Below are 20,641 nucleotides of genomic sequence, written 5' to 3' on the forward strand. Positions count from 1 at the left end.
CATGGGGCCGCTTCCGCATGAGGTGGGCCAGTCGCGGTGGAGGGTGCGCCCGGGGTTACGGCTCCAGTTCGAGGCAGAGGCCGACTTGGTGTCCACCCGCGCGCACCTGCACACCCGTGTTCTCGGGATCGCCGAGGAGCGTGGGTGGCGCCGTGGTGCCCGAGGTCACCAGGGCGTAGGCGCGGGCCAGTTCCACCAACGCACCGGATGCCTGACCGGCGTGTCGCTCGGTGACGGCCCGGGCTTCCGCGGCGATGGCCTGGAGGAGCTGCTCGCGGGCCTCGGCCGCCGCCGGAACCTCGCGCAGACGGATCACGGCGGGGATCCCCGGGGCCACGTCCGCGCCGAGCTCCTCGTCCGGCGTCGACCGCTGTTCGGTGGTCACATGATTCCTCTCGGCCGGCCGCTGAACGTGACGTCAGGCTACGGCGCCGGCCGACCCGATGTCAGGACAACGAGGCCAACGCCACCGACACCGACGCAGGCAGTGTCGGTGCCCAACCGGACGGCGGTGATCCGTCCCGGCCCGCTGGAGGGCAACGCCTCCTCGCGCCGAAGTCCGCCGTGCCGGCCGGCTGCGGGCCCGGAGGCGGTTATGGGCTTCGGGTGGGTAGGGCGGTGTCGATGACCTCGGCGACGAGGCTGTCGCCGAGGCACGCGACGCGTGTCGTCACGGCGTTTCCGGGTCGGGTGTGCCGGTGTGTTCGCCCGGGTGGGTGTCGGTTCGAGGGTGGTGGTCGGTATCGAGGCCGGCGGTGATGGTCAGGATGGACGTCGGCCCGGCCATGTCGACGACGTGCCAGGCGCCGGCCGGGTTGATGGTGGCCTCACCCGGCCGCAGCTGCACGCGCTCGCGTACCCCGTCCGTGTCGCGGTGGACCGTCACCGCGCCGCTCAGGCAGACGACCAGTTCGTCGCCGGCGGGGTGGCGCTCCCAGTGGTCGCCGGGGCCGTCGCCGTCGAAGATCATCACCATCCGGCCTTCGGCGCCGTCCGCCGCGACCGCGGCGCCGTATGCCTGGAGCACCTCCGGGCTCCAGGCGAAGCCCTCGACGGGCTTGGCGCGTGATCCCAGCCCGAGGTGCACGGGGGTGGTCCGCAGGTCGACGGCGTCGTGTTCGTCGTTGAGGAGTCTCATGCCGACGATCGTGCCGCGTCGGCGACCGGGTGGTCTTGAACGAAAGGGAACAGCAGCGCGGGCGGGCGGCGGCTATCCGGTCGCGAGGAGGACTTCCCCGCGACGCCAGGTCGTCGGCGATCGGCCCGTGAACTCGTTCCAGTCCCGGACGAGATGGGCCTGGTCCGCGTAGCCGGACGCGGTCGCCACGTCGGCCCACGGGAGCGGGGCTCGCGCCGTGGCCAGTGCGTGCGCGTGCTCGAAGCGCAGGACTCGGGCGAAGGTCTTCGGCGACAGCCCCAGTTCGTCGCGAAACCGGTCGGTGAGGTGGCGACGGCTCCAGCCGAGTTCCGCGGCGACCGCCCCGACCTGGACCCGGCCCCGGGTGCCGACGAGCCGGCGCCATGCCTCGGCCACCTCGGGGCGCGCCCGGCGCACCCGGTCGCCGCCGGCGCCGGCGCCGCGTTCGACGGCTCGAAGGAGCAGTTCGTCCAGCGCGGTGAACCGCGCCGCCCATGTCGTCGCCGTTCGGAGTCGCTCGACCATTTCGATGCCGAGCGATCCGAGAAGGTCGTCGAGGGGGACGAGGTGGTGGGCGAGCCCGGCGGCGGGCATGCCGTAGACGGCCCGGGCGCCGAGCGGTGTCAGCGCGATCTGTACACCCTGCTGCCGTCCGTCGTGATGGATCGCGACGGATCGGCTCCGCAGTCCGCAGGCCACGCTGTCGTATCGGGTGATCGGCGACCCGTCGTCGACGCCCGTCGCCACTTCCAAGGGGTCCGACAGGCTGATCACCGTGGTGAGCACACGTCCCGGCGGGCCGCAGTGCACTCCCTCCGGGAACCCGCGGAGGTCGAAACCGACGTACGAGTCGACGTACGGCCACAGGGCGGCCGTCGGTCGTGCACCGGTCCCGGCGGCCGTACGATCCTCCACGCTCGTCAGTGTACGAGCCGGCGAACTCGGCATGATCACCACGCGGCCGGGCGGCACGCGTGGGCCGAATCGGGCCCTGAGCCGCATCGCGCCGCCGGCCATGCCGCTTGCTGACCGGTAGTACCTGAGCGAGCGGGTCCCGCCCGGTCAGTCCCCGCGCAGTACCGCGCGGCCGATGCGGCGCAGCCGGGCGGCGCGGTGGCGTCGGCCATTCTCGGCCCGGTCCAGGGACAGCGTGGCGCGCCGCCCGCGCAGGGTGAGCGTCATCAGGTGGTTGCCGAACCACGGTCCGCCCAGCTTCGTCCACTCGACCGGCAGCGGCGTCAACCGCGCGTGGGCGGCCAGGGCGCGCCCGATGCGGGTCGCCGTACGTCCCCACCCGAACCGGAAGCCGATCCGGATCGCCGGCGGGACCGAGTTGTGCACGGGCGAGCAGGTCAGCTGGTAGACCCGGGCCGCGCCACCGGCGGCGTCGCCCGCCCGCGGCCCCTCTCCCGGGCCGAGCCAGTGCGCCTCCGCCGCGTACACGTGGTGCACGTCCCCCGACAACACGCACACCGTGGCCGGCGCCGGCCCGCCCGCCCGAGGTCCGTGCAGCGCGATCCGCCCGATCAGCGCGGACAGCGCATCGAAGGATTCGCGAAACGCCGCCCAGTGCTCCAGGTCACCCGCCCGCCGCAACCGCTCGCTCCAGCGCGCGAGGCGGGGCCCGCGGGCGCCCGCGCACAGCGCCTCGTTCCACGACTCCAGGTCGTGGATGCCCGGCGGCAGCAGCCACGGCAGCGACGTGCCGATGAGCAGGTGGTCGTATCCGCCCTCGTCCGCCTGCTCGGTGATCCAGGCCAACTCGTCCGGGCCGATCATCGCCCGTCGGTCGGTGGTCAGCACCCGGCCGGCGCGCGAGTCGATCATCAGCAGCCGGGTCCGGCCGAAATCGCGCCGGAAGCTCCAGCGTGTGGTCGTCTTGCCGTCGGCCTCCGCGTCGGCGCCCAGCGCGAACTCGTGCAGCAGCGGCCCCACATCCTCGCCCTGCGGCGCCGCGCGGACCGCGGCGAGCACCTCGTTGCGCGCCAGCGCGGCCGGGTCGAGGTTGCCGACGTGCTGGTAGATCCAGTACGACGCGAGCGCGCCCGCGATCCGCTCGGACCACCAGTCGGTCGCGGCCATGTCGGCGCGCCACGCGTGCGAGGTGTTCCAGTCGTCGATCACGTCGTGGTCGTCGAAGATCATCGCGCTGGGCACGGTCGACAGCAGCCAGCGGATCTGCGGGTCGGACCACGACTCGTGATAGAGCAGCGTGTACTCCTCGAAGTCGGCGATCTGGCCGCCCGGGGGTTCGCTCAGGTCGCGCCGCCGGGCCAGCCGGTTCTGCATCGCGCGCGAGGTCTCGTCCGCGTACACCTGATCGCCGAGCAACAGCAGCGCGTCCGGCAGCGGTTCGTCGGGCGAGCGCATCAGCCGGCGGGCGAGCGTGTCCAGCGCGTCCGGGTCGAGCCGGCGCTCCTCGCCCGCCTCGGTGCTGGGCGGGCTCGACCAGCGGCAGGACCCGAACACGAGGTTCAGGTCCCGCTCCTCGTCGTCGGCCGAGGGGGTACGCAGCACACTCGGCGGATAATTCGAGCGCTCGTCCGGCCAGCACATCCGCTCGTCCAGCAGCACCCGGTATTCCCGCGATCGCCCCGGCGTCAGGCCCTCGACCACCACCAGCACGTAGTGGTGGCCGAACACCGTCCACGTGGCCGCACTGGCCACGCCGTCCTCACACGTCACGGTCACCACACAGGGCGAGTCGGTCTCCACCCACACCGTGGCACTCGTGCGGTCCACGTGCCGCAACACGGGACCGAGCAACAACTCGGCCATCGTCCCCGGCCTCCCACCTCGCCGACACCCTCGATCCCCAGTGCCTGCCCACCCCACCCGACCGCAATGCCCCTACGCCCCACGAACCCTTCGGGCCGGTACGCGCCGAGCACCCCCGCGGCCCGGGCGGGCGCCGCCGGACCGCCGGGCTACCGCCAAAGTTGAGGGCAGGTTCCACCCTGCGTTCGACGATCGGGGAGGTGGCCGGGTCTAGCTTCGGCTCAGGGACCCGGAACGGATCCGACTCGGACCCCGGGTACCCGACCGTCCGACTCTTGCGAGAACGGGGAATTCTCATGGCGAAAAAGCGCATCGTGTGGGCGTCGGTGGCCGTTGCGGCCGGGCTGCTGGTCATGGGCGGCGGGACGCCGGCTCAGGCCGCCGCACAGTCGGTCGTGTACGAACCGAGCACCGTTACCTGGTACGGCAACAACTGCAAGGCCTGGATCAACACCCAAAAGACCAACGGTGCGTGGTACGCGCAGGGGCTGGTGCACTCGTGGAACGGCGGCAAGTGCACCATGATCCTTCAGCGCAAGCACGACGGTGTCTGGTCGGACGCGTCCAACCACTGGAGCGTCACGAACGGACAGACCAACACCGGCTGGCACTGGGACGACAAGGGCTACAAGGCGGCGGTGTGTGTCATCGACTGGAACATCGCGACCAACTCCGATTACCACTGCGGCTACGCCGGCGCCGTGTGAGGTCGGGCGCCGGCGTCGCGGCCGAGGTCAGCGGGTCCTGAAGCGGCGGAAGAGGTTTCGGGCCACGTGTACTCCCGGGCCACCGAACCCGACGAGGTCGAGCCTGCCGTCGCCGGTGACGTCGGCGAGGAAGCGGGGATGGCGGTCGACGCGCCAGGCGCCCGCGTCGTCGGCGTAGCCGAACCCGCGGCACACCAGGCGGGCCTGTTCGAACCGGCCGTCGCCGAGATTGTGCGCCACCCAGACGCCTTCGTCGCCGAAGCCGACGATGTCCGGGTTGCCGTCGCCGGTGACGTCGGCGAGGAGGCGGAGGTGCTTCCTGCCCGTCCATCCCTGGGCGTGTCCGAAGTCGTTCAGGACGAGTTTCGCGGGCTCGAAGGTGCCGTCGCCGCGCCCGCGGGCGACGGCGACGCCCTCCGGGCCGAAGCCGACGATGTCCGGTGCTCCGTCGCCGACGATCCCGAGCAGGAATCGGGGGTGCTCGTCGACCGAGCCCCACCCCTGTTCGACGCCGAAGTCGTCCAGGATGTACAGGGGTTCGGCAAAGGCGCCCTCCTCGTCCCGCAGCGAGAGCCACACCCCGTCGTCGTGGCAGCCGACGAGGTCGAGCCTGCCGTCGCCGGTGGTGTCGACCAGAAACCGGGGATGCCGGTCGAGGAGCCAACCCCCCGCGTCCTCGCCGGCGCCGAACGCCCGGAGCACCGGTTCGTCGGCGAGCGGCGCGAACGTGCCCTCCTCGTCCTGGAGCGAGAGCCACACGCCGTCGTCGTGGCAGCCCACGAGGTCGAGCCTGCCGTCGCCGGTGGTGTCGACCAGAAACCGGGGATGCCGGTCGGCCCGCCAACCGCCGGCCTGTGCGCCGTGCCCGAACGCCTTGAGCACCGGTTGGGTGCCCGTCGGCGCGAACGTCCCGCCCTCGTCCCGCGCGGACAGCCGGACGCCGTCGGCGGCGAGCACGACGATGTCGGGCCTGCCGTCGCCCGTCGTGTCCGCGAGGGTCCACAGGTCGGCGGGTTTCGGCGCGGGCGCGGAAGGGTGCAGGACACGCTCGTCATCGAACGTGCCGTCGCCTCGGGCGGTCGAGGTCAGGGCCCCCTTCGCGGGGTCGAGTCCGACGATGTCCACCGGCCCCGCTCCCGTGGTGTCCGCGAGGAACCGCGCCCCGATCCCGGCCCACCGGCCCGCCTGCCCGCCTGGCAAGGGGACGGCCCCGGCGCTCTTCCACCCGCCCGCGCCCTGGTCGCTCCCGAACCGGTCGAGGACCCGGAGCACATCGCTGAAGGAGGGCGCCGCGTCGGGCACCGGCCGCAGCGCGGGCGCCCGGTTCAATCGCCAGGACCGGCGGCTGTTCCAGTGGTCCAGCGGTGCCCAGCGCAGCACGAGGTCGGCGGTGCGCTCGGGCTCGGCCGGGACGAAGCGCCACCGCTGACTCTTTGCGCCGTCGTCGTACTCGCGCAGCACGATCCGGGTGTCGTCCGCACCGGGCTCGGCGAGATCCAGGACGGCACCATCGCTCGCGTCCTCGATGAAGTACCGGCCCGCTTCGCCCTCGACGGCGACGACATGCCACTGCTGACTCTTCTTGCCGGCGGCGGCGTTGCCCTGGCGGACACCGCGTTCCGCGACGGCGGAGGTGTCGAGCACCTTGCCGCCGACCGCGTTGCGGATCACGTATACGTGGTCGTCCGGCGCTCCGCCGGGCGCGGCCGGCACGGGGGTGAGGTGCCACTGCTCCGGGCTCGGGCCGTCGTCGGGGAAGTCCCGGACGACGAGCGCCACATCCGTGCTCGGGGCGGCCCTGGTGCCGAGGGTCTGCCCCGTGGCGGCGTTGACGATCTCCAGCTTCAGTTCGCCGGCGCGATCCACGGGGCCTCCACCCGGGCGCAGGTCGTGCAGGAGCAGTCGCCCGAGGCGCGGGTCGTGCTGGGCTTCCTCGGCTCCTTCATCCGAACCACCCAGGCGTCGGCGGGCACCCAGGCCCGGTACGCCGCGGATCCCGGCTCGGTGTCGTCGGCGGCGTCCGCCGGCATGCGGGAGTCGAGTGCGACGGTGACGGAGCACAGCGGCCTGCAAAAGGACGAGGACCTGGAGACCAAGCCGAAGAAGAGCGATTTCACCAAGCCCCCCAAGGCCCCGGAGGCACCCAAGGCGGCCAAGCCGACGGCCGAGGATCCGTCGGCTTCCCAGTAGCGCACGGTGGTTCCGAGGGGGCGACCTCGCCCCCGCCCCCTCGTGCGCCGCATCGCACGCGTGTCACACGGGGAGCAACTGCCACTGCCGGCCCCGGTGGTCGCCCTCCGCAGCGTGCTGCCTGATCGCCGCGCGGGCGTTGGTGTCGACGCGCAGGAGCAGACCGCTCTTCCGGTTCGCGATCTCGTACACGCGCGGGCTGTCGGTCACCGCGCCCACCGGGACCAGCCGCCACTGCTGGTGGTGTGCGTCGCCTCCCTCGTAGGCGCGTTGCGCGGCCGGCACCCCGGCGGTCTCCTGCGCTCCGACGACCTCCAACACCTTGCCGCTGCGCACGTTTTCGATCATGTACAGGATGTCGCCGTCGTCCCGGCCCACCGGGACCAGCCGCCACCGCTGGTTGTCCCTGGTGGTGGCGAGCGACTGGCGGATCTCGGCCCCGTCCTTGGTGGACTCGCGCAGGACCGCCATCCGCAGGGCGCTGCGGACGTTGGCCCAGGAGACCACCGTGCCCGACTCGGGCAGCCCGGCCAGCATCGTCGATGCGATCCGCCGCACCCGGTTGTTGAGGTGGTCGGCGAAGTAGAGGGTGTCGACGCAGTCCACGGCGAGCCCGTACGGACTGTTCAACTGCGCCTTGGCGGCCGGGCCGCCGTCCCCGGCGAAGCCCGCGGTGCCCGTGCCGATCGTCCCGTCGGCCGTGACCTTGCGGACCCGGTGGTTCTCGGCGTCGGCGATGTACAGGTCGTCCGCGCCGTCCACCGCGACTCCGTAGGGGCGGTGCAAGTCACAACGGTGGTGGGATTGGCAAGGTCACGTTCGGGTGCTTTTGCGAAACTTGCCCTGGAGGGAGCGCGCCGGATCGTCGGGGTCTACGGGACGAGGTCGTAGGTGTACTTGCTGGTGAAGTCGAGGGTCAGGCGCGGGGTGCCGCCCGGGGCGTTCGGGCCCAGGGGGGTGACGATCGGGTCGTCGATGCGGTGGCCGAGGAGGTCGGCGGAGGCCGTCATGGGTGGGGCGTAGGAGCGGCCGTGGTGGTGCATCCAGCCTTCCCAGAGCCGGTCCACGTTGCAGTGGTGCAGGTAGAAGACGGGGTCGTTCGGGGACGAGGCCGGGCCCATGTCGCCGCCCACCCAGCGGTGTACCTGGTTGTGCAGTCCGGTTCCGATGAATCCTTCGAGCCGGTTGCGGAATCCCTTCGACCCCGCGTCCCAGGGGGCGAAGTCGTAGGTGGCGAGGTCGGGATCGCCGCCGAGCAGGGGCAGTGTGTTGAAGGCGGCGCCCACGTCGAGGGCGGTCGGGAGGGTGGTCGAGGAGGCGGTGCCCTGCGGGGGAAGCTCTCCCAGGCCCCGGCGCAGACCCCGGTTCGCCTGGACCAGTCGCAGGGAGCTGTCGGTTTCCACGCGGACCCGGAAACTCTTCGGGTCGGCGGCGTTGAAGACGAACGGCCCCGTGGAGATCGGACTACCCGGACCGCCCATCCACTGCTCCGTCCAGATCGGCTGGTTCGCCGGGCTGGGCAGTGAGCCGTCGATGGACCAGTCCCAGTACGGGAGGGCGAAGCCGGGGTCGTTCAGGACCCGCTGCAGGTTGGCCTCCAGGTAGGCCAGCATGACGCGGTGCCACGGCAGGAACACCGGCCCGCGATGGGCGCCGTTGCGGACCATCCAGTTCCCGGTCGGCGGCACGGGCGTGGTCATGGCCCGGTGGTGCCAGATCACGAAGAGGTCGTATGTACGGACCGGCGTGGCGGGGCCGGGGATCCCGAACGCGGTCGTCTGCAGCGTCGTGTTCTCCTGTTTGAGGAGGTTGACGCCGCGGATGTACGCGTCGCGGGCGGACAGGTCGGTGATGACGTTTCTGCGGACGATCGCCATCTCAGCCACCTCCCGGGTGCTCCAACCCGTGGCCGTGCTCGTGGTGGTGGTGCTCATGGTCCTGCCCCTCGTGCCCCTCATGCCCCTCCTCTCCCTCGGGCGCGCCTCCGCCGCCGGGCGGGAATTCGTCCGGGAAGTACTGGATGAGGGCCTTCACCGTGTCGACGGCGGACAGGAATTGGTACGCCGGCAGCGCGTGACAGTGCACCTCGCCGTTGTTCGACACCATCAGGTGGGCGGTGACCGGCCGGTCGTCCACGGTGATCTCGTACGTGGTTGTGACCACGATCCGGTGGCCCTCGAATTCGTCCTCGCGAACGCTCTCCATCGAGCCCGGCATCAGGTCCGGCACGGGCAGATCCGCGATGTACTGCGCGAGGACGGCCGGTTCGGCGGCTGCGGTGATGTCCTGATGAGTCATCAGATCTTCTCCCAAAACACGCAAAACGCGCTGTCGCCCCATGTCCAGGAGACGCTCATCCGCCGGCCGCTGCAACTCCTGCCGCGCCGGGCCGGCGCCGTCGCCCGCCGCGGGCCGGGTTCGGGGTGTCCCGGCGGCTGGACACGGGGCCGGTGCGGCGGCGGTTCCAGCCGGCGATTCCGGGTGTCCGACGCGGTGTTGACCGGTCGTTTCGTCATCGGGTGTGGTCTTGGCACGGGAAAGCCCCATGCGGCTCGGGGGTGATCTACGCTGCCGCCGACGGGTGCTCGGGAGCGGCACTGGATGCGGCCGACGGGCGAGTGCGGACGACATTCGGGGGTACGGCGTGGTGGCGTGGAAGAAGGCGCGGGGCGGCGTGGTCGGGTTGGCGGTGATGGCGATGGTGGCCACCGTGTTCACCGGATCCGCGCGGGCTTCGGCGGACGAGGCGGACCGGTCCGGGGGGCGGCATCAGGAGACGCGGCGGGCGATCGATGCCGCCGTGCTGGCCGGGGTTCCCGGGGTCACCGCCCAGGCGCGCGACGGCCGGGGGGTCTGGCGGTCGGCGTCGGGGGTGGGCGACCTGAGGACGGGTGCGCCGCGCGGCCGGGACGATCGTTTCCGGATCGGCAACGTCACCGATACGTTCGTGGCGACCGTACTGCTCCAGCTGGAGGCGGAGGGGCGGCTGGGCCTCGACGACACCGTCGAGCGCCATCTGCCCGGCGTCGTCCGGGGCAACGGCAACGACGGGCGGGCGATCACGGTACGGCAGTTGCTCAACCACACCAGCGGGCTGTTCGACTACGCCCTCGACCCGGAGTACGGAGCCACGTATCTCGCGGGCGACGGCTTCCTGCGGCACCGGTACGACACGCTGACCCCCGAGATGCGCGTACGGGTGGCGCTCTCCCACCAGGCGCCGTTCGGGCCCGGTGTCCGGCACTCGTTCTCCAACACCAACGACGTCCTGGCCGCGCTGATCGTGGAGCGCGTCGCCGGCAGGCGGTACGAGGACGAGGTGCACGATCGCATCATCGAACCCCTCGGGCTCGGGGCGACGTCCAACCCCGGCAACCGGGTCCGGCTGCCCCGGCCGAGCAGCCGCGGTTATGCAAAGCTTTTCGCGGCACAGCCGGATCGCGTCGACGACGTCACCGAGACGAACGGATCCCAGGCCTGGGGCAACGGCGACATGATCTCCGACGCGGACGATCTGAACCGGTTCTACGCGGCCCTGATCCGCGGGAGGTTGTTGCCGCCACGGCAGTTGGCGGAGCTGAAGACGACCGTCGACAACCCCGATTTTCCGGGCGCGTCCTACGGTCTCGGCATCGAGCGGTTCACGCTGGGCTGCGGTGTCACGCTGTGGTACCACGACGGGGGCGCACCGGGGTCGATCACCATGGTCGCGCTGACCGAGGACGGCGGGCATCAGCTCGCGTTCAACTACAACGGCGGTTGGGCGGCGGAGACCATCCTGCCCATCGTGAACGCCGAGTTCTGCCCGACGCCCGCGAACACGGCGTCGGACACGCCTTCCGGCACACGCTGAGACGAGCATCGGGACGGGCGACGCGGCGCCGCCCGTCCCGCGCCGCCCCCGGTCGTACCCCCGGTGGCGCAGCGATGGCGCCAACCGTGGCGACAGGTCGACCGGATCCCGCCGGGCCCGGCGGTCCGGGCGGTGCCGCCGGCCGTGCGGACCACCGCGCCTCCACCTGGGCAAAGGGATCGCGCCCCGGTGTCGGGCCAGGTAGGCGCCGTGCGGCGCAATCGCTGTGCCATGATGGGGCACATGGAACTACGGGAGTATGTCGAGGCGCTGCGCGACGAGCTGGTCGCAGCCTCCGCGGCCGGAGATGCCGAGACTCGCGCGGTGGCCGAGCGGCTCGTCGCCCCGCTGGAGTCGGCCGTCCGGCTCACGTTGCTCAAGGTTCTGTCGGCGGCGGCCGACGAGATCACCCGGGACCTGGCACCCGGCTCGGTGGACCTGCGCCTGCGCGGGATGGATCCCAGCTTCGTGGTGACCCCGCCCTCGGGCGACGACGGCCCCGCCCAGGGCGCCCCGGAGGAGACGGACGACCCGGTGAGCGACTGGTCGACCGGCGAGTTCGGTGGCGCCAGGGGTGGCGCCACGGCCCGGATCAACTTCCGGCCGCCGCAGGAGATGAAGGACGAGATCGAGAAGGCGGCGAGCCGACAGGGCGTCTCGGTCAACACGTGGATGGTCCGCGCCTCCGCCGCGGCGCTGTCCAACAGCAAGCGGTCCCATCGCGGCAAGCAGCAGTTCAACGGCTGGGTGCAGTAGCCGCTCCGTGCGCCACGGGTCGCCCGGTGCGGTGGCCGGCCGTACGATCGCCGGCCGGTCGCGGCCGGGCCACGCCGGCCGTCGTGCCCGGACACGACGGCCCGAGCCCGGCCGTACGGTCCGCCCGTCAGGCCCGGTGGATCGTGATGTCCCCGTAGGAGGTGTGCGCCCGCACCTCGATCCCCTCCCCGAGCGACTTGGCGACCTCCTCCAGGGTGTTGTTCACGCGCCCGTATCCGGTGTTCAGGTCCAGCTTCGCCGGGCTGTCCCCACCGATGCCGATCTCCAGGTCGCCGGACCCGGTCTTGAGCACGAGCGAGCCGCGGGCCACCTCCGCGACCCGGATGTTGCCGTTGGCGGTCTTGGCCTCGGTCGTGCCCCCCGAGGCGTGGCCGATGGTGATGTCACCGTTGGAGGTGCGCGCGCGCACGTCGCCGGTGACCCGGCCGATCTCGATGTCGCCGTTGGAGTTCTTGGCGTCGATCGCGCCGTCGACCTCCGTCAGTCGGATCCTCCCGGTGGCGGTGGCGACCTCGGCGTCCCCGTCGACCCGGCCCACGCCGATGTGACCCGCCGTGCGCAGGTTCAACCGGCCGACGTGCTCGAGGCGAATGTCCGCGGTGGACGTCTTGTATGTGCACTCCCCGAGGCGTCCGGAGCCGCGCAGGTCCGCCATCGCCGCCTCGCCACGCACACGCGAGCCCGTGGGCAGCACGATCGACACGTCCACCGAACGGGACTTCCGAGAGAAGTCCACCACCACGGGCACCCCGTGCTTGGGCCCCTTGATCAGCAGTACGCCGTTGTTGTATTCGACGCGGATCTGGTCGGCCGCCTTGACGTCCGAGGCGTCCTTCTCGTCGGTCGGCCGTACCTCGACGACGGTGTCGGTGCGATCCTCGGCGGTGATCTCCACGTCACCGACACCGAGTTCGAACTCGACGGAGATCGGCTTGGGGGTCTCGAAAACAGGCATGGTTTTCCTTCCTCGTCATTTCCGGCGGGTATCGCGGGTGTCCCCCGTGGTGGGACGGCCGGGGTGTCGGCCCGGTCGGCTCAGCGCGCCCAGGCGGTGTAGCGTTGCCGGGCCCGTTTGCCGCGCCGGTTCGCGGCGCCGGGTATGTGCTCGTGGCGCACCGCGGCGGAGAGCACCTGCTCCGACCAGTCCTGCACCGAACGCCCTTCGCGGCCGGCGGCCTGCTCGACGGACTCCTTCAGGTGCCGGGAAACGCGCACGTCGACGTGTGCCGTGGCACCGTCCGCACCGGCGTCGGGCGAACTCTCCGGCGCGCGTGGCAGCAGGGCGAAGTACGGCTCGCCCTCGCGGAGCCGAATCTCGACCGCGCCCGGGGCGAAGTCGCGATTGATCTCGTCCGCGGCGGCGGCCAGTGTGTCGAACAACATGCGTCGGATCACGGGCTCGAGCAGTCGTGCCTCCGGCACGACCGCGTCCCCACTGTCGGTCCGGGCGAGCGCGGCAAACTCGCGCCCGAACCTGTCTACGAACGGGCTCACATCCATGACGTCATCATGGCGCAAACGTTGCGCCACCACAAGTCACTGTGACCCGGATGGCGCCATCGACGCCACATCCGGCTGGGCCCGGACGGTATCCGGGCAGGTCACGGGGCCTGGGCGGCACCCGTACGTCATCGCGAGCCGAACGCCCCGCGCGGGTCACGGTATCCGGATCGACACCTCGCCGAGTCGATCGAAGTGCCCGGACCGGGCCCACCCGGTCACGAGCCGGCCCCTACGCCGCGCTTGACCCGATCCAATACATCCCGCAGATCCGCCAACAGCGCGTCCTCCTCGGCTCGGAGGTAGAAGTGCCCACCGCGAAAGACCCGGATCCGAAAACCGGCGTTCGTCGTATCCGCCCAGCGGCGCATCAGTTCCGGGCTCACCTCGGAATCGTGGTCGCCGGTGTAGCCGTACACCGGACAGTCGAGCGGAGGCCGGTCGCCGGCGGGATAGTCGTCGACCATCCGGTAGTCCGCGCGGACGGCGGGGAGCAGGATCTCCCGCAGGTCGGGATCCGCGAACACCGGGGCGCGGCTCTCGTCGAAGCGCACGACGTCCGCGATGATCTCCTCGTCCGTGCCGAAGTGGCGCCGCAAACCTTCCAGCGCGTGCGACGGACGTCTGCCCGACACGCACAACGCGGCCGGCGGGCACCCGCGCTTGTGCAGGCGCAGTGCCACCTCGTGCGCCACCGAAGCCCCCATGCTGTGGCCGAACAACACCAGCCGATACCGCGTCAATCCGACGAGCGCGTCGACGATGTCGTCGGCGAGGGCCTCCAACCCGGACGGGAACGGATCGCCGATCCGGTCCTCGCGGCCCGGATACCGGATGGCGAGCAGGCCGACGTCCGAGGGCAGTCCCCGCGCCCACGTGCGGTACGCGTTGGACCAGCCGCCGGCGTGGGGGAAGCAGACGAGCTTGGTTCCGCACGCGTCGTCGTCACGAAAGCGGCGGAGCCACCGCTCTTCCACCGGACTCGTCATTGTCGGGATTCCTCTCAGAGGGCCTTGCCGTCCTTCGTCCGCCGGCGCAGAGCCGGCCGGCTCGACCGGCTGAGGTCTCCCCACATGTCCGACAGGCCGATGATGGTGCGCGCCGCGAACAACGTGCGGATGGACACCTCGAGGTTCAGCTCCGCCCGGATCAGGCCGACCAGCCGGATCGCCCGCAACGAGTTCCCGCCGAGGTCGAAGAAGTCCTGGTCGATACCCACGCGGTCCAGTTCGAGCACGTCGGCGAACAGCGCGGCCAGGACCCGCTCGGTCCGGTTGCGCGGGCCCCGGTAGGAGCCGCCGTCGAAATCGGGCTTCGGCAGGGAGGCCCGGTCCACCCGACCGCCCGCGGTCAGCGGCAGGCGTTCGAGGAGTACGAAGGCCGACGGCACGACGGACTCCGCCAGCCGCTCGGCGGCGAACCGGCGCAGCTCCTCGCCCGTCGGACCCGAGGAGTCGGTATCCGAGGTATCCGAGGTATCCGTGGAACCCGTGGAACCCGAAGAGCCGGAGAGCCCGGCGGAGTTCGCGGCGCCCTCTCCCGTACCGCCGGCCGGGACCACATAGGCCACCAGACGCGGCTGCCCCGACTCGTCCGCCCGGCCGACCACCACCGCCTGTGCCACGCCGGGGTGTTCGGACAGCACCTCCTCGGCCTCGGCCGGCTCGACCCGGACATCGCGCACGTCGAACCGGGCATCGGCCGCGCCGACGTACTCCAGCCCGCCATCGGTTCCCCACCGCACCAGGTCCCCGGTCCGGTACATCCGACCGCCGGCCGGGCCGAACGGGCAGGGCACGAAGCGCTCCGCGGTCTGCCCGGGACGCCCGGGACGCCCGCGCGTCACACCGGGGCCGGCCACGTACAGCTCACCGGTCACCCCGACGGGGACCGGCGCCAGGCCCGGGCCCAGGACGTACACGGCGGTGTTGTCCATCGGGCGGCCGATCGAACCCGCGTGGTGTGCCGCCTCGCCGTCGACCGGGCGGTCGCACACGGCGAACACGGTCGCCTCCGTCGGACCGTGGCCATGCACGATCGCCAGGTCGGGGCATGCCTCGCGCACCCGGCGCAGCGCGGCCGAGGACACCCGGTCGCCGCCGGTCCACACCTCGCGCAACCCGGCCAGGCGTTCGGGGTGTTGCGCCGCCATCGCCGAGAAGAGGCCGGCGGACACCCACGCGGCCGTGATCGACGTCGACGCGGCGAGCGTGTCCACCGCCGACTCCGCCGGCCCGGCCACCAGCACTCGGCCGCCGTTCAGCAGCGGCACCCACAGTTCCAGGGCGAGCGCGTCGGCGGTGATCGGCGAGTGCCACAGTACGGTGCCTCGGCCGCCCTCGTGCCACCGGCGGTCCAGGGCCAGGCGCTCCATGTTCCGGTGCGTCACGGCGACGCCGGCGGCCTTGCCGTCCGGTCCGGAGCCGTACATCACGGCCAACAGGTTGTCCGGTCGCGACGGGACGGACGTCTTCGGCGCGTCGTCGCCGGTGTCGGCGGCGGTCTCCGGGCGCACGTCGTCGAACAGGATCACCGCGACGTCCCGGGCGACGGCGGCGCCCTCGGCGGTCGCCGCGTCGGTGAGCAGCACCCGCACCGAGGAGTCGCGCACCACCGGCACGATGCGCTCCGCCCGGGACGTGGGGTCGATCGGGAGGTATGCTCCGCCCGCCTTCACCACCGCGAGCAGCGCGACGGCCAGGTCCACCGACCGGGGCAGCGCCACCGCCACGACCGTCTCCGGACCGACGCCCCGCCCGCGCAGCGTCTCGGCCAGGCGGCCGGATCGTGCGTGCAACTCGCGGTACGTGAGCGCCGATTCGCCGAACTGCACCGCGACGTCGTCGGGGGCCTGCGCCACCCGGCGGGCGAACAGTTCCGGAACCGTCGACCCCGGCAGGGGCACGATCGTCTCGTTGGGCACGGTCAGCACCCGGTCGCGTGCGTCGCCGCCGAGCACGTCCAGCGCGCCGACGCGCAGTTGCGGATCGGCCGTCACCGCGTGGACGTATTCAATCAACTCGGCGCCGATGAAACGTAGTTCGGCGCCCGTGTACAGGCCCGCGGGGGCGTCGAGGCGCACGAACAGGTCGCTGTCGGCGCTGCCGTCGGTGTAGACGCCGATGGACAGTTCGTCGAAGACCCCGTTCGTTCCGCCGAGGTAGCGCGCCGAGTGGTCGGCGAAGTGCAGTTGCTCCGCGAACTCGACGATGTTCAGGACCGCGCCGAAACTGCCGCGTCCGCTCAGGACGGTGCCGCTCGCACGCTGGATCTCCGAGTAGTGGCAGGCGGTTTGCCCGAAGACCTCGTAGGTCTCGTCCACGACCGCGTCGGCGATGTCGGCGAAGGTCGCGCCCAGCGGCACCTTCACCCGCATCGGCACCACGTTCACCGCCAGGCCGGGTGTGCGGCTCGCCTCGCCGGCCCGGTTGGCCACGGCCAACGAGAGCAGGAACTCCGGTCGGTCGCACCGGTGTCGGAAGTACACCGCCGAGGCCGCGGTCAGCAGCGACGACATCCACACGCCCATGGACTCGGCGGCGGCGATCCACCCGTCCGCCTCGGCGCGCGGCACGGTCAGCGTACGACTGACCATGCCGATGGAGTCGGCCAACTGCGCCCAGCGGTCCACCCGGCTCATCGGCTCGGCGAGCGCGGCGCGCGCCGCGTCGGACAGCGGCACGCGCGGCACCTGCGCCGGCGCCGGCGCCTCGGCGAGGTAGTCGCGCCAGAACCCGGTGTCCTCGGCGAACTTCGGGGACTCCTGGTATCGCGCGGCGTCGGCGGCGAACGACTCGACATCCCACGGGTGTTCCTGCTCCGGCACGGCCGTGCCCCGGGCCAGCGCGGTGTACACCTCGGCGAGGCGCCGCGACAGCAGGCCGCCCGCGCCGTACCCGTCCGAGACGAGGTGGTGGTAGGCGATCACCACGAGGGAGCGGGCGGGCCCGAGCCGGACCACGCCGAGCCGGAGCAGCAGATCGCGCTCCAGGTCGAACGGCTGCTTCATCATGTCGGCCAGCGCCTCGCGCGCGGCCTGCTCGGGATCCGGCTCGGCGCCCACGTCCAAAAAGAACGGCTGCCAGTCGGTCGATTCCCGGGGCACCAGGAGCAGATTGCCCTCGCCGTCGTCGACGAAATCGATCCGCAGCACTTCCGCTTCCGCCAGCACGTGCCGGAATGCGGATTCCATGACCGCCGGGTCGATTTCACCGTCCACGTCCCACATGCTCAGCGCATGGTTGAGCATGTCCGGAGACATTTTCTGGGCCAGCCACAATCCTTTATGCGCCGACGACGCACCGAACGAACGCACAGGGATCATCCCCTCGGCAAACAGGCCAGGAACCTGAATGAATTCGCAGATCGCCTCCACCTTCACGGAGGTGTGATCGGCCGGTCAAGACAACGGGTGCCGGAACGCGCCGGGCCGCGTCGAATCCGCGGTGTCCCGCCGGCGGGACATCCCGGCGGGCGAAATCCCGCCCGCAACGGCGGGGATACGCCGGACGCGCGCGCCCGCTTCCCGGCGTGGCGTCGCCACGCCGCGCACCCCCGTCACGGTGGCGACGCTATCCCGCGCGTCCGCCCATCGACGACAGGATGTGCGCCGCGACCTGTCGCGGCGACGGGTGCCGCAGCGCCAGGTTGGCCCTGAGTTTGAGGCCGGTCGTCGCGGCGAGGCGTTTGCTCAGTTCCACCGAAAGCAGCGAGTCGAAGCCGAGCTCCTTGAACTCCCGGTCCGGGTCGACCGTCGCACCCGAGCCGTGCCCGAGCACCACGGCGACCCTGGTCAGGACGTGGTCCAGCACGAATGCCGCCGCGTCGTCGGCGGACAGCGTGGGCAGCACGTCCGCGAGCGCGACGGCCTGCTCCTCGTCCGAGAGGGCCTCGGTCGCGGGCATCTGCGCCGTCGGCGCGGTGTGCGCGGAGTTCAGCCAGAAGCGCTGCCGCTGGAAGGCGTACGTGGGCAGGTCGACCCGGCGGCGCGCGCCGAACAGGGCATCCCAGTCCACCGTGCCGCCCCGGGTGTGGAGGTGGGCCAGCGAGCCGAGCACGGCCTCCGCCTCGCCCCGGTCCCGGCGGGACGAGGACAGGACCACCGCGTCGTCCACATCCTCGACGATCTCCTGTACGGGGACGGTCAATACGGGGTGCGGGCTCATCTCGATGAAGGTCCGGAATCCGTCGTCGACCGATCGCCGGATCGCGGTTTCGAAGCGGACTTGCTCCCGGAGATTGGTGTACCAGTATTCGCCGTTCAGTTTCGCGGTGTCGATCGTCTCGCCGTACAGGGTCGAGTAGAAGGGCAGTGTCGAGGTTTTCGGTTCCAGATCGGCGAGGGGTGCGATCACCTGTTCGCGGACCCGGGTCACCTGGTGGGAATGCGAGGCGTAGTCGACCGATATCCTCCGCGCCTGGGCACCTTCCGCCTTCATCTTCTCGACGAATTCGTCGAGCGCGTCCGGTTCCCCGGAAACCACCACCGAGCGGGGTCCGTTGACGACGGCGATGCTCACCCGGTCCTGCCACGGGGTCAGCCGGGCCGCGACGAGATCCGCGGATTCCGCGACCGAGGCCATCCCGCCGTGACCGATCAGGTCCACCAGGGCCTTGCTGCGCAGCGCCACCACCTTGGCGGCGTCGCGCAACGACAGCGCGCCGCACACGTGGGCGGCGGCGATCTCGCCCTGGCTGTGCCCGACCACCGCGGCCGGTTCCACGCCCCAGGACCGCCACAGCGCGGCCATGGACACCATCACCGAGAACAGCGTCGGCTGGACCACGTCCACCCGGTCCAGCGTCGGCGCCCCGGGCGCGCCGCGCACCACGTCGAGCAGCGACCAGTCGGTCCACTCGGCCAGCGCCGCTCCACACTCGTCGAGGGTGCGCGCGAACACCGGGAAGGCGTCGTAGAGTTGCCGGCCCATGCCGACCCACTGGGATCCCTGCCCGGGGAACATGAAGACGACCCCGCCGAGGTTCCCGGCGACACCGCGCACCACCTCGGCCGACTCGGTGCCGTCGCGCAACGCCGCGAGCGCGGCGAGCAGTTCGTCCCGGTCGTGGCCGAGGACCACCGCACGATGGTCGAACCGCGAACGGCTCGACACCAGCGACCAGCCGACGTCGGCGACGTCCGCGTCCGGGTCGGCGGCGACGAACTCGTGCAGTCGGCCCGCCTGTCGCTCCACGGCCGCGGCGCTCTTGCCCGACAACACCCACGGCACCAACCCGCCGACGACGGCCGCGGCCGGACCGCGCCGCTCGTCCTCCGGCTCCGGTACCTCCTCCAGGATCACGTGCGCGTTGGTCCCGCTGACGCCGAACGACGAGACCGCGGCCCGCCGGGGACCGTCCGCGCGGGGCCATTCGTGCCCCTCCGCCAGCAGTTCGATCGCGCCGGAGGACCAGTCGACGTGCCGGGAGGGGGTGTCCACGTGCAGCGTCCTGGGCAGGTAGCCGTGCCGCAGGGCCATCACCATCTTGATCACCCCGGCCACCCCGGCGGCGGCCTGCGCGTGCCCGATGTTGGACTTCATCGAGCCGAGGCGCAGCGGCCGGCCCTCGGCCCGGTCCCGGCCGTACGTCGCGAACAGCGCGCCCGCCTCGATCGGGTCCCCCAGCACGGTGCCCGTGCCGTGTGCCTCGACCGCGTCCACGTCGGCGGCCTCCACCCCGGCGTTGGCCAGCGCCTGCCGGATCACCCGCTCCTGGGCCCGGCCGTTGGGCGCGGTCAGCCCGTTGCTGGCCCCGTCCTGGTTCACCGCGGAGCCGCGCACGACGGCGAGCACCGGGTGGCCGTTGCGGCGGGCGTCGGACAACCGCTCCAGGAGCAGGACCCCCGCGCCCTCGGCCCAGCCGGTCCCGTCGGCGGTGTCCGCGAAGGACTTGCACCGGCCGTCGGCCGACAGGCCGCGCTGCCGGGAGAACTCCACGAAGATCGCGGGTGTGGCCATCACCGACACCCCGCCCGCCAGCGCCAGCGAGCACTCCCCCGAGCGCAACGACTGGATCGCCAGGTGCAGGGCCACCAGCGACGACGAGCACGCGGTGTCCACGGACACCGCCGCCCCGGTCAGCCCCAGTTCGTACGCCACCCGGCCGGACGCCACGCTCAGCGCGCTTCCGTGCAGCAGGTAGCCCTCCAGCTCGCCCGCGCTGCCCTCCAGGAAGCGCAGGCCGTACTCGGACGAGGCCACCCCGGTGAACACGCCGATGTCGCTGCCGCGCACGTCGGCGGGCACGATGCCGGCCCGCTCCAGGACCTCCCACGAGGTCTGTAGCAGCAGGCGCTGCTGCGGGTCGATCGCCAGCGCCTCGCGCGGGCTGATCCCGAAGAACTCCGGGTCGAAGTCGGCGGCGTCGGCGAGGAATCCGCCGTGCCGTACGTAGGAGCTGCCGAGTGTGTCGGGGTCCTCGTCGTACAGGTCCCGCCAGCCCCGGTCCGCCGGGAACTCGTCGATCGCGTCGACCCCGTCGCGGACCATGTCCCACAGTTGCTCGGGCGAGGACACCCCTCCGGGGTAGCGGCAGGCCATCGCCACCACGGCGATCGGTTCGACCCTGGCGGCCTTGAGCGCGTCGTTCTCCTGGCGCAGCCGGTCGCGCTCCTCCAAGAGGGTGCGGAGCGCCTGGGCGACCCGGTCCCCGCCGTCCGCCGGCCGTTCCGCGGCGTTGTTCGCGGAGGTGTTCATG

16 protein-coding genes and 1 pseudogene are annotated in these 20,641 nt (G+C 71.9%); 4 read left to right on the plus strand and 13 right to left on the minus strand.

What is annotated here, in order from left to right; translation table 11 throughout:
- Window positions 1–55 precede the first annotated feature (55 nt).
- The 4 genes from ACMXN5_RS04205 to ACMXN5_RS04220 all read right to left on the minus strand — a co-directional run bounded on the left by ACMXN5_RS04205 (window position 56) and on the right by ACMXN5_RS04220 (window position 3,916).
- A complete protein-coding gene (locus tag ACMXN5_RS04205) occupies window positions 56–385 on the minus strand; it encodes a hypothetical protein (RefSeq protein WP_439674052.1) in 330 nt (109 codons plus the stop codon).
- 285 nt (window positions 386–670) lie between these two features.
- Window positions 671–1,138, minus strand: a complete 468-nt coding sequence (locus ACMXN5_RS04210) for a cupin domain-containing protein (protein WP_439674053.1) — start codon at window positions 1,136–1,138, stop codon at window positions 671–673.
- A 72-nt stretch (window positions 1,139–1,210) separates the two neighbouring features.
- Window positions 1,211–2,086 (minus strand): helix-turn-helix domain-containing protein, encoded by an 876-nt coding sequence (locus tag ACMXN5_RS04215; RefSeq protein ID WP_439677943.1) that lies wholly within the window; start codon window positions 2,084–2,086, stop codon window positions 1,211–1,213.
- Between the two features lie 114 nt (window positions 2,087–2,200).
- Window positions 2,201–3,916, minus strand: a complete 1,716-nt coding sequence (locus ACMXN5_RS04220; RefSeq protein WP_439674054.1) for an alkaline phosphatase D family protein — start codon at window positions 3,914–3,916, stop codon at window positions 2,201–2,203.
- 296 nt (window positions 3,917–4,212) lie between these two features.
- Here ACMXN5_RS04220 and ACMXN5_RS04225 point away from each other — a divergent pair, with 296 nt between their 5' ends.
- Complete coding sequence (locus tag ACMXN5_RS04225; protein ID WP_439674055.1) at window positions 4,213–4,623, plus strand: hypothetical protein; 411 nt, start codon at window positions 4,213–4,215, stop codon at window positions 4,621–4,623.
- 27 nt (window positions 4,624–4,650) lie between these two features.
- Here the strand turns inward: ACMXN5_RS04225 and ACMXN5_RS04230 are convergent, their stop codons facing one another.
- Window positions 4,651–6,489 (minus strand): FG-GAP-like repeat-containing protein, encoded by a 1,839-nt coding sequence (locus ACMXN5_RS04230; protein WP_439674056.1) that lies wholly within the window; start codon window positions 6,487–6,489, stop codon window positions 4,651–4,653.
- Between ACMXN5_RS04230 and ACMXN5_RS04235 the strand changes: the two are divergent.
- A pseudogene (locus ACMXN5_RS04235) lies at window positions 6,472–6,813 on the plus strand (hypothetical protein); the annotation flags it as partial. The gene ACMXN5_RS04230 and the pseudogene ACMXN5_RS04235 sit on opposite strands and share 18 nt — an antisense overlap.
- A 63-nt stretch (window positions 6,814–6,876) precedes the next feature.
- Here the strand turns inward: ACMXN5_RS04235 and ACMXN5_RS04240 are convergent.
- The 3 genes from ACMXN5_RS04240 to ACMXN5_RS04250 form a co-directional block, all read right to left on the minus strand.
- The gene (locus ACMXN5_RS04240) at window positions 6,877–7,599 is read right to left on the minus strand and encodes an RICIN domain-containing protein (protein WP_439674057.1); all 723 of its coding nucleotides are present in this window, start codon (window positions 7,597–7,599) and stop codon (window positions 6,877–6,879) included.
- Between the two features lie 86 nt (window positions 7,600–7,685).
- Window positions 7,686–8,747, minus strand: a complete 1,062-nt coding sequence (locus tag ACMXN5_RS04245; protein WP_439674058.1) for a tyrosinase family protein — start codon at window positions 8,745–8,747, stop codon at window positions 7,686–7,688.
- A complete protein-coding gene (locus ACMXN5_RS04250) occupies window positions 8,692–9,111 on the minus strand; it encodes a hypothetical protein (protein WP_439674059.1) in 420 nt (139 codons plus the stop codon). The genes ACMXN5_RS04245 and ACMXN5_RS04250 overlap by 56 nt, the downstream gene beginning before the upstream one ends.
- A gap of 349 nt (window positions 9,112–9,460) precedes the next feature.
- Between ACMXN5_RS04250 and ACMXN5_RS04255 the strand changes: the two genes are divergently transcribed.
- Window positions 9,461–10,666, plus strand: a complete 1,206-nt coding sequence (locus tag ACMXN5_RS04255) for a serine hydrolase domain-containing protein (RefSeq protein WP_439674060.1) — start codon at window positions 9,461–9,463, stop codon at window positions 10,664–10,666.
- Window positions 10,667–10,909: 243 nt separating this feature from the next.
- Window positions 10,910–11,422 (plus strand): hypothetical protein, encoded by a 513-nt coding sequence (locus ACMXN5_RS04260; protein WP_439674061.1) that lies wholly within the window; start codon window positions 10,910–10,912, stop codon window positions 11,420–11,422.
- A 127-nt stretch (window positions 11,423–11,549) separates the two neighbouring features.
- Here ACMXN5_RS04260 and ACMXN5_RS04265 read toward each other — a convergent pair whose 3' ends face one another.
- The 5 genes from ACMXN5_RS04265 to ACMXN5_RS04285 form a co-directional block, all read right to left on the minus strand.
- Window positions 11,550–12,398 carry a DUF4097 family beta strand repeat-containing protein gene (locus tag ACMXN5_RS04265; RefSeq protein ID WP_439674062.1) on the minus strand — a complete coding sequence of 283 codons (849 nt, stop codon included), beginning with the start codon at window positions 12,396–12,398 and terminating at the stop codon, window positions 11,550–11,552.
- 80 nt (window positions 12,399–12,478) lie between these two features.
- Window positions 12,479–12,943 (minus strand): hypothetical protein, encoded by a 465-nt coding sequence (locus ACMXN5_RS04270; protein WP_439674063.1) that lies wholly within the window; start codon window positions 12,941–12,943, stop codon window positions 12,479–12,481.
- A 218-nt stretch (window positions 12,944–13,161) separates the two neighbouring features.
- Entirely contained in the window at window positions 13,162–13,932 is a 771-nt protein-coding gene (locus ACMXN5_RS04275) for a thioesterase II family protein (protein WP_439674064.1), read from the minus strand.
- Window positions 13,933–13,946: 14 nt separating this feature from the next.
- Entirely contained in the window at window positions 13,947–17,267 is a 3,321-nt protein-coding gene (locus tag ACMXN5_RS04280) for a non-ribosomal peptide synthetase (protein WP_439677944.1), read from the minus strand.
- A 247-nt stretch (window positions 17,268–17,514) separates the two neighbouring features.
- Window positions 17,515–20,640, minus strand: coding sequence for a type I polyketide synthase (locus tag ACMXN5_RS04285; protein ID WP_439674065.1), 3,126 nt, complete (start codon window positions 20,638–20,640; stop codon window positions 17,515–17,517).
- Window position 20,641: the final 1 nt, after the last annotated feature.

The organism is Embleya australiensis (assembly GCF_051903075.1).
In the GTDB taxonomy this organism is placed as follows: Bacteria; Actinomycetota; Actinomycetes; order Streptomycetales; family Streptomycetaceae; genus Embleya.

Bases quoted from the DNA above. Each gene is read 5' to 3' on its own strand.
- ACMXN5_RS04280 (WP_439677944.1), bottom strand. From the start codon at position 17,267: ATGATCCCTGTGCGTTCGTTCGGTGCGTCGTCGGCGCATAAAGGATTG.
- ACMXN5_RS04265 (WP_439674062.1), bottom strand. From the start codon at position 12,398: ATGCCTGTTTTCGAGACCCCCAAGCCGATCTCCGTCGAGTTCGAACTC.
- ACMXN5_RS04225 (WP_439674055.1), top strand. From the start codon at position 4,213: ATGGCGAAAAAGCGCATCGTGTGGGCGTCGGTGGCCGTTGCGGCCGGG.
- ACMXN5_RS04285 (WP_439674065.1), bottom strand. From the start codon at position 20,640: ATGAACACCTCCGCGAACAACGCCGCGGAACGGCCGGCGGACGGCGGG.
- ACMXN5_RS04210 (WP_439674053.1), bottom strand. From the start codon at position 1,138: ATGAGACTCCTCAACGACGAACACGACGCCGTCGACCTGCGGACCACC.
- ACMXN5_RS04245 (WP_439674058.1), bottom strand. From the start codon at position 8,747: ATGAGCACCACCACCACGAGCACGGCCACGGGTTGGAGCACCCGGGAG.
- ACMXN5_RS04220 (WP_439674054.1), bottom strand. From the start codon at position 3,916: ATGGCCGAGTTGTTGCTCGGTCCCGTGTTGCGGCACGTGGACCGCACG.
- ACMXN5_RS04215 (WP_439677943.1), bottom strand. From the start codon at position 2,086: ATGCCGAGTTCGCCGGCTCGTACACTGACGAGCGTGGAGGATCGTACG.
- ACMXN5_RS04275 (WP_439674064.1), bottom strand. From the start codon at position 13,932: ATGACGAGTCCGGTGGAAGAGCGGTGGCTCCGCCGCTTTCGTGACGAC.
- ACMXN5_RS04270 (WP_439674063.1), bottom strand. From the start codon at position 12,943: ATGGATGTGAGCCCGTTCGTAGACAGGTTCGGGCGCGAGTTTGCCGCG.
- ACMXN5_RS04250 (WP_439674059.1), bottom strand. From the start codon at position 9,111: ATGACTCATCAGGACATCACCGCAGCCGCCGAACCGGCCGTCCTCGCG.
- ACMXN5_RS04260 (WP_439674061.1), top strand. From the start codon at position 10,910: ATGGAACTACGGGAGTATGTCGAGGCGCTGCGCGACGAGCTGGTCGCA.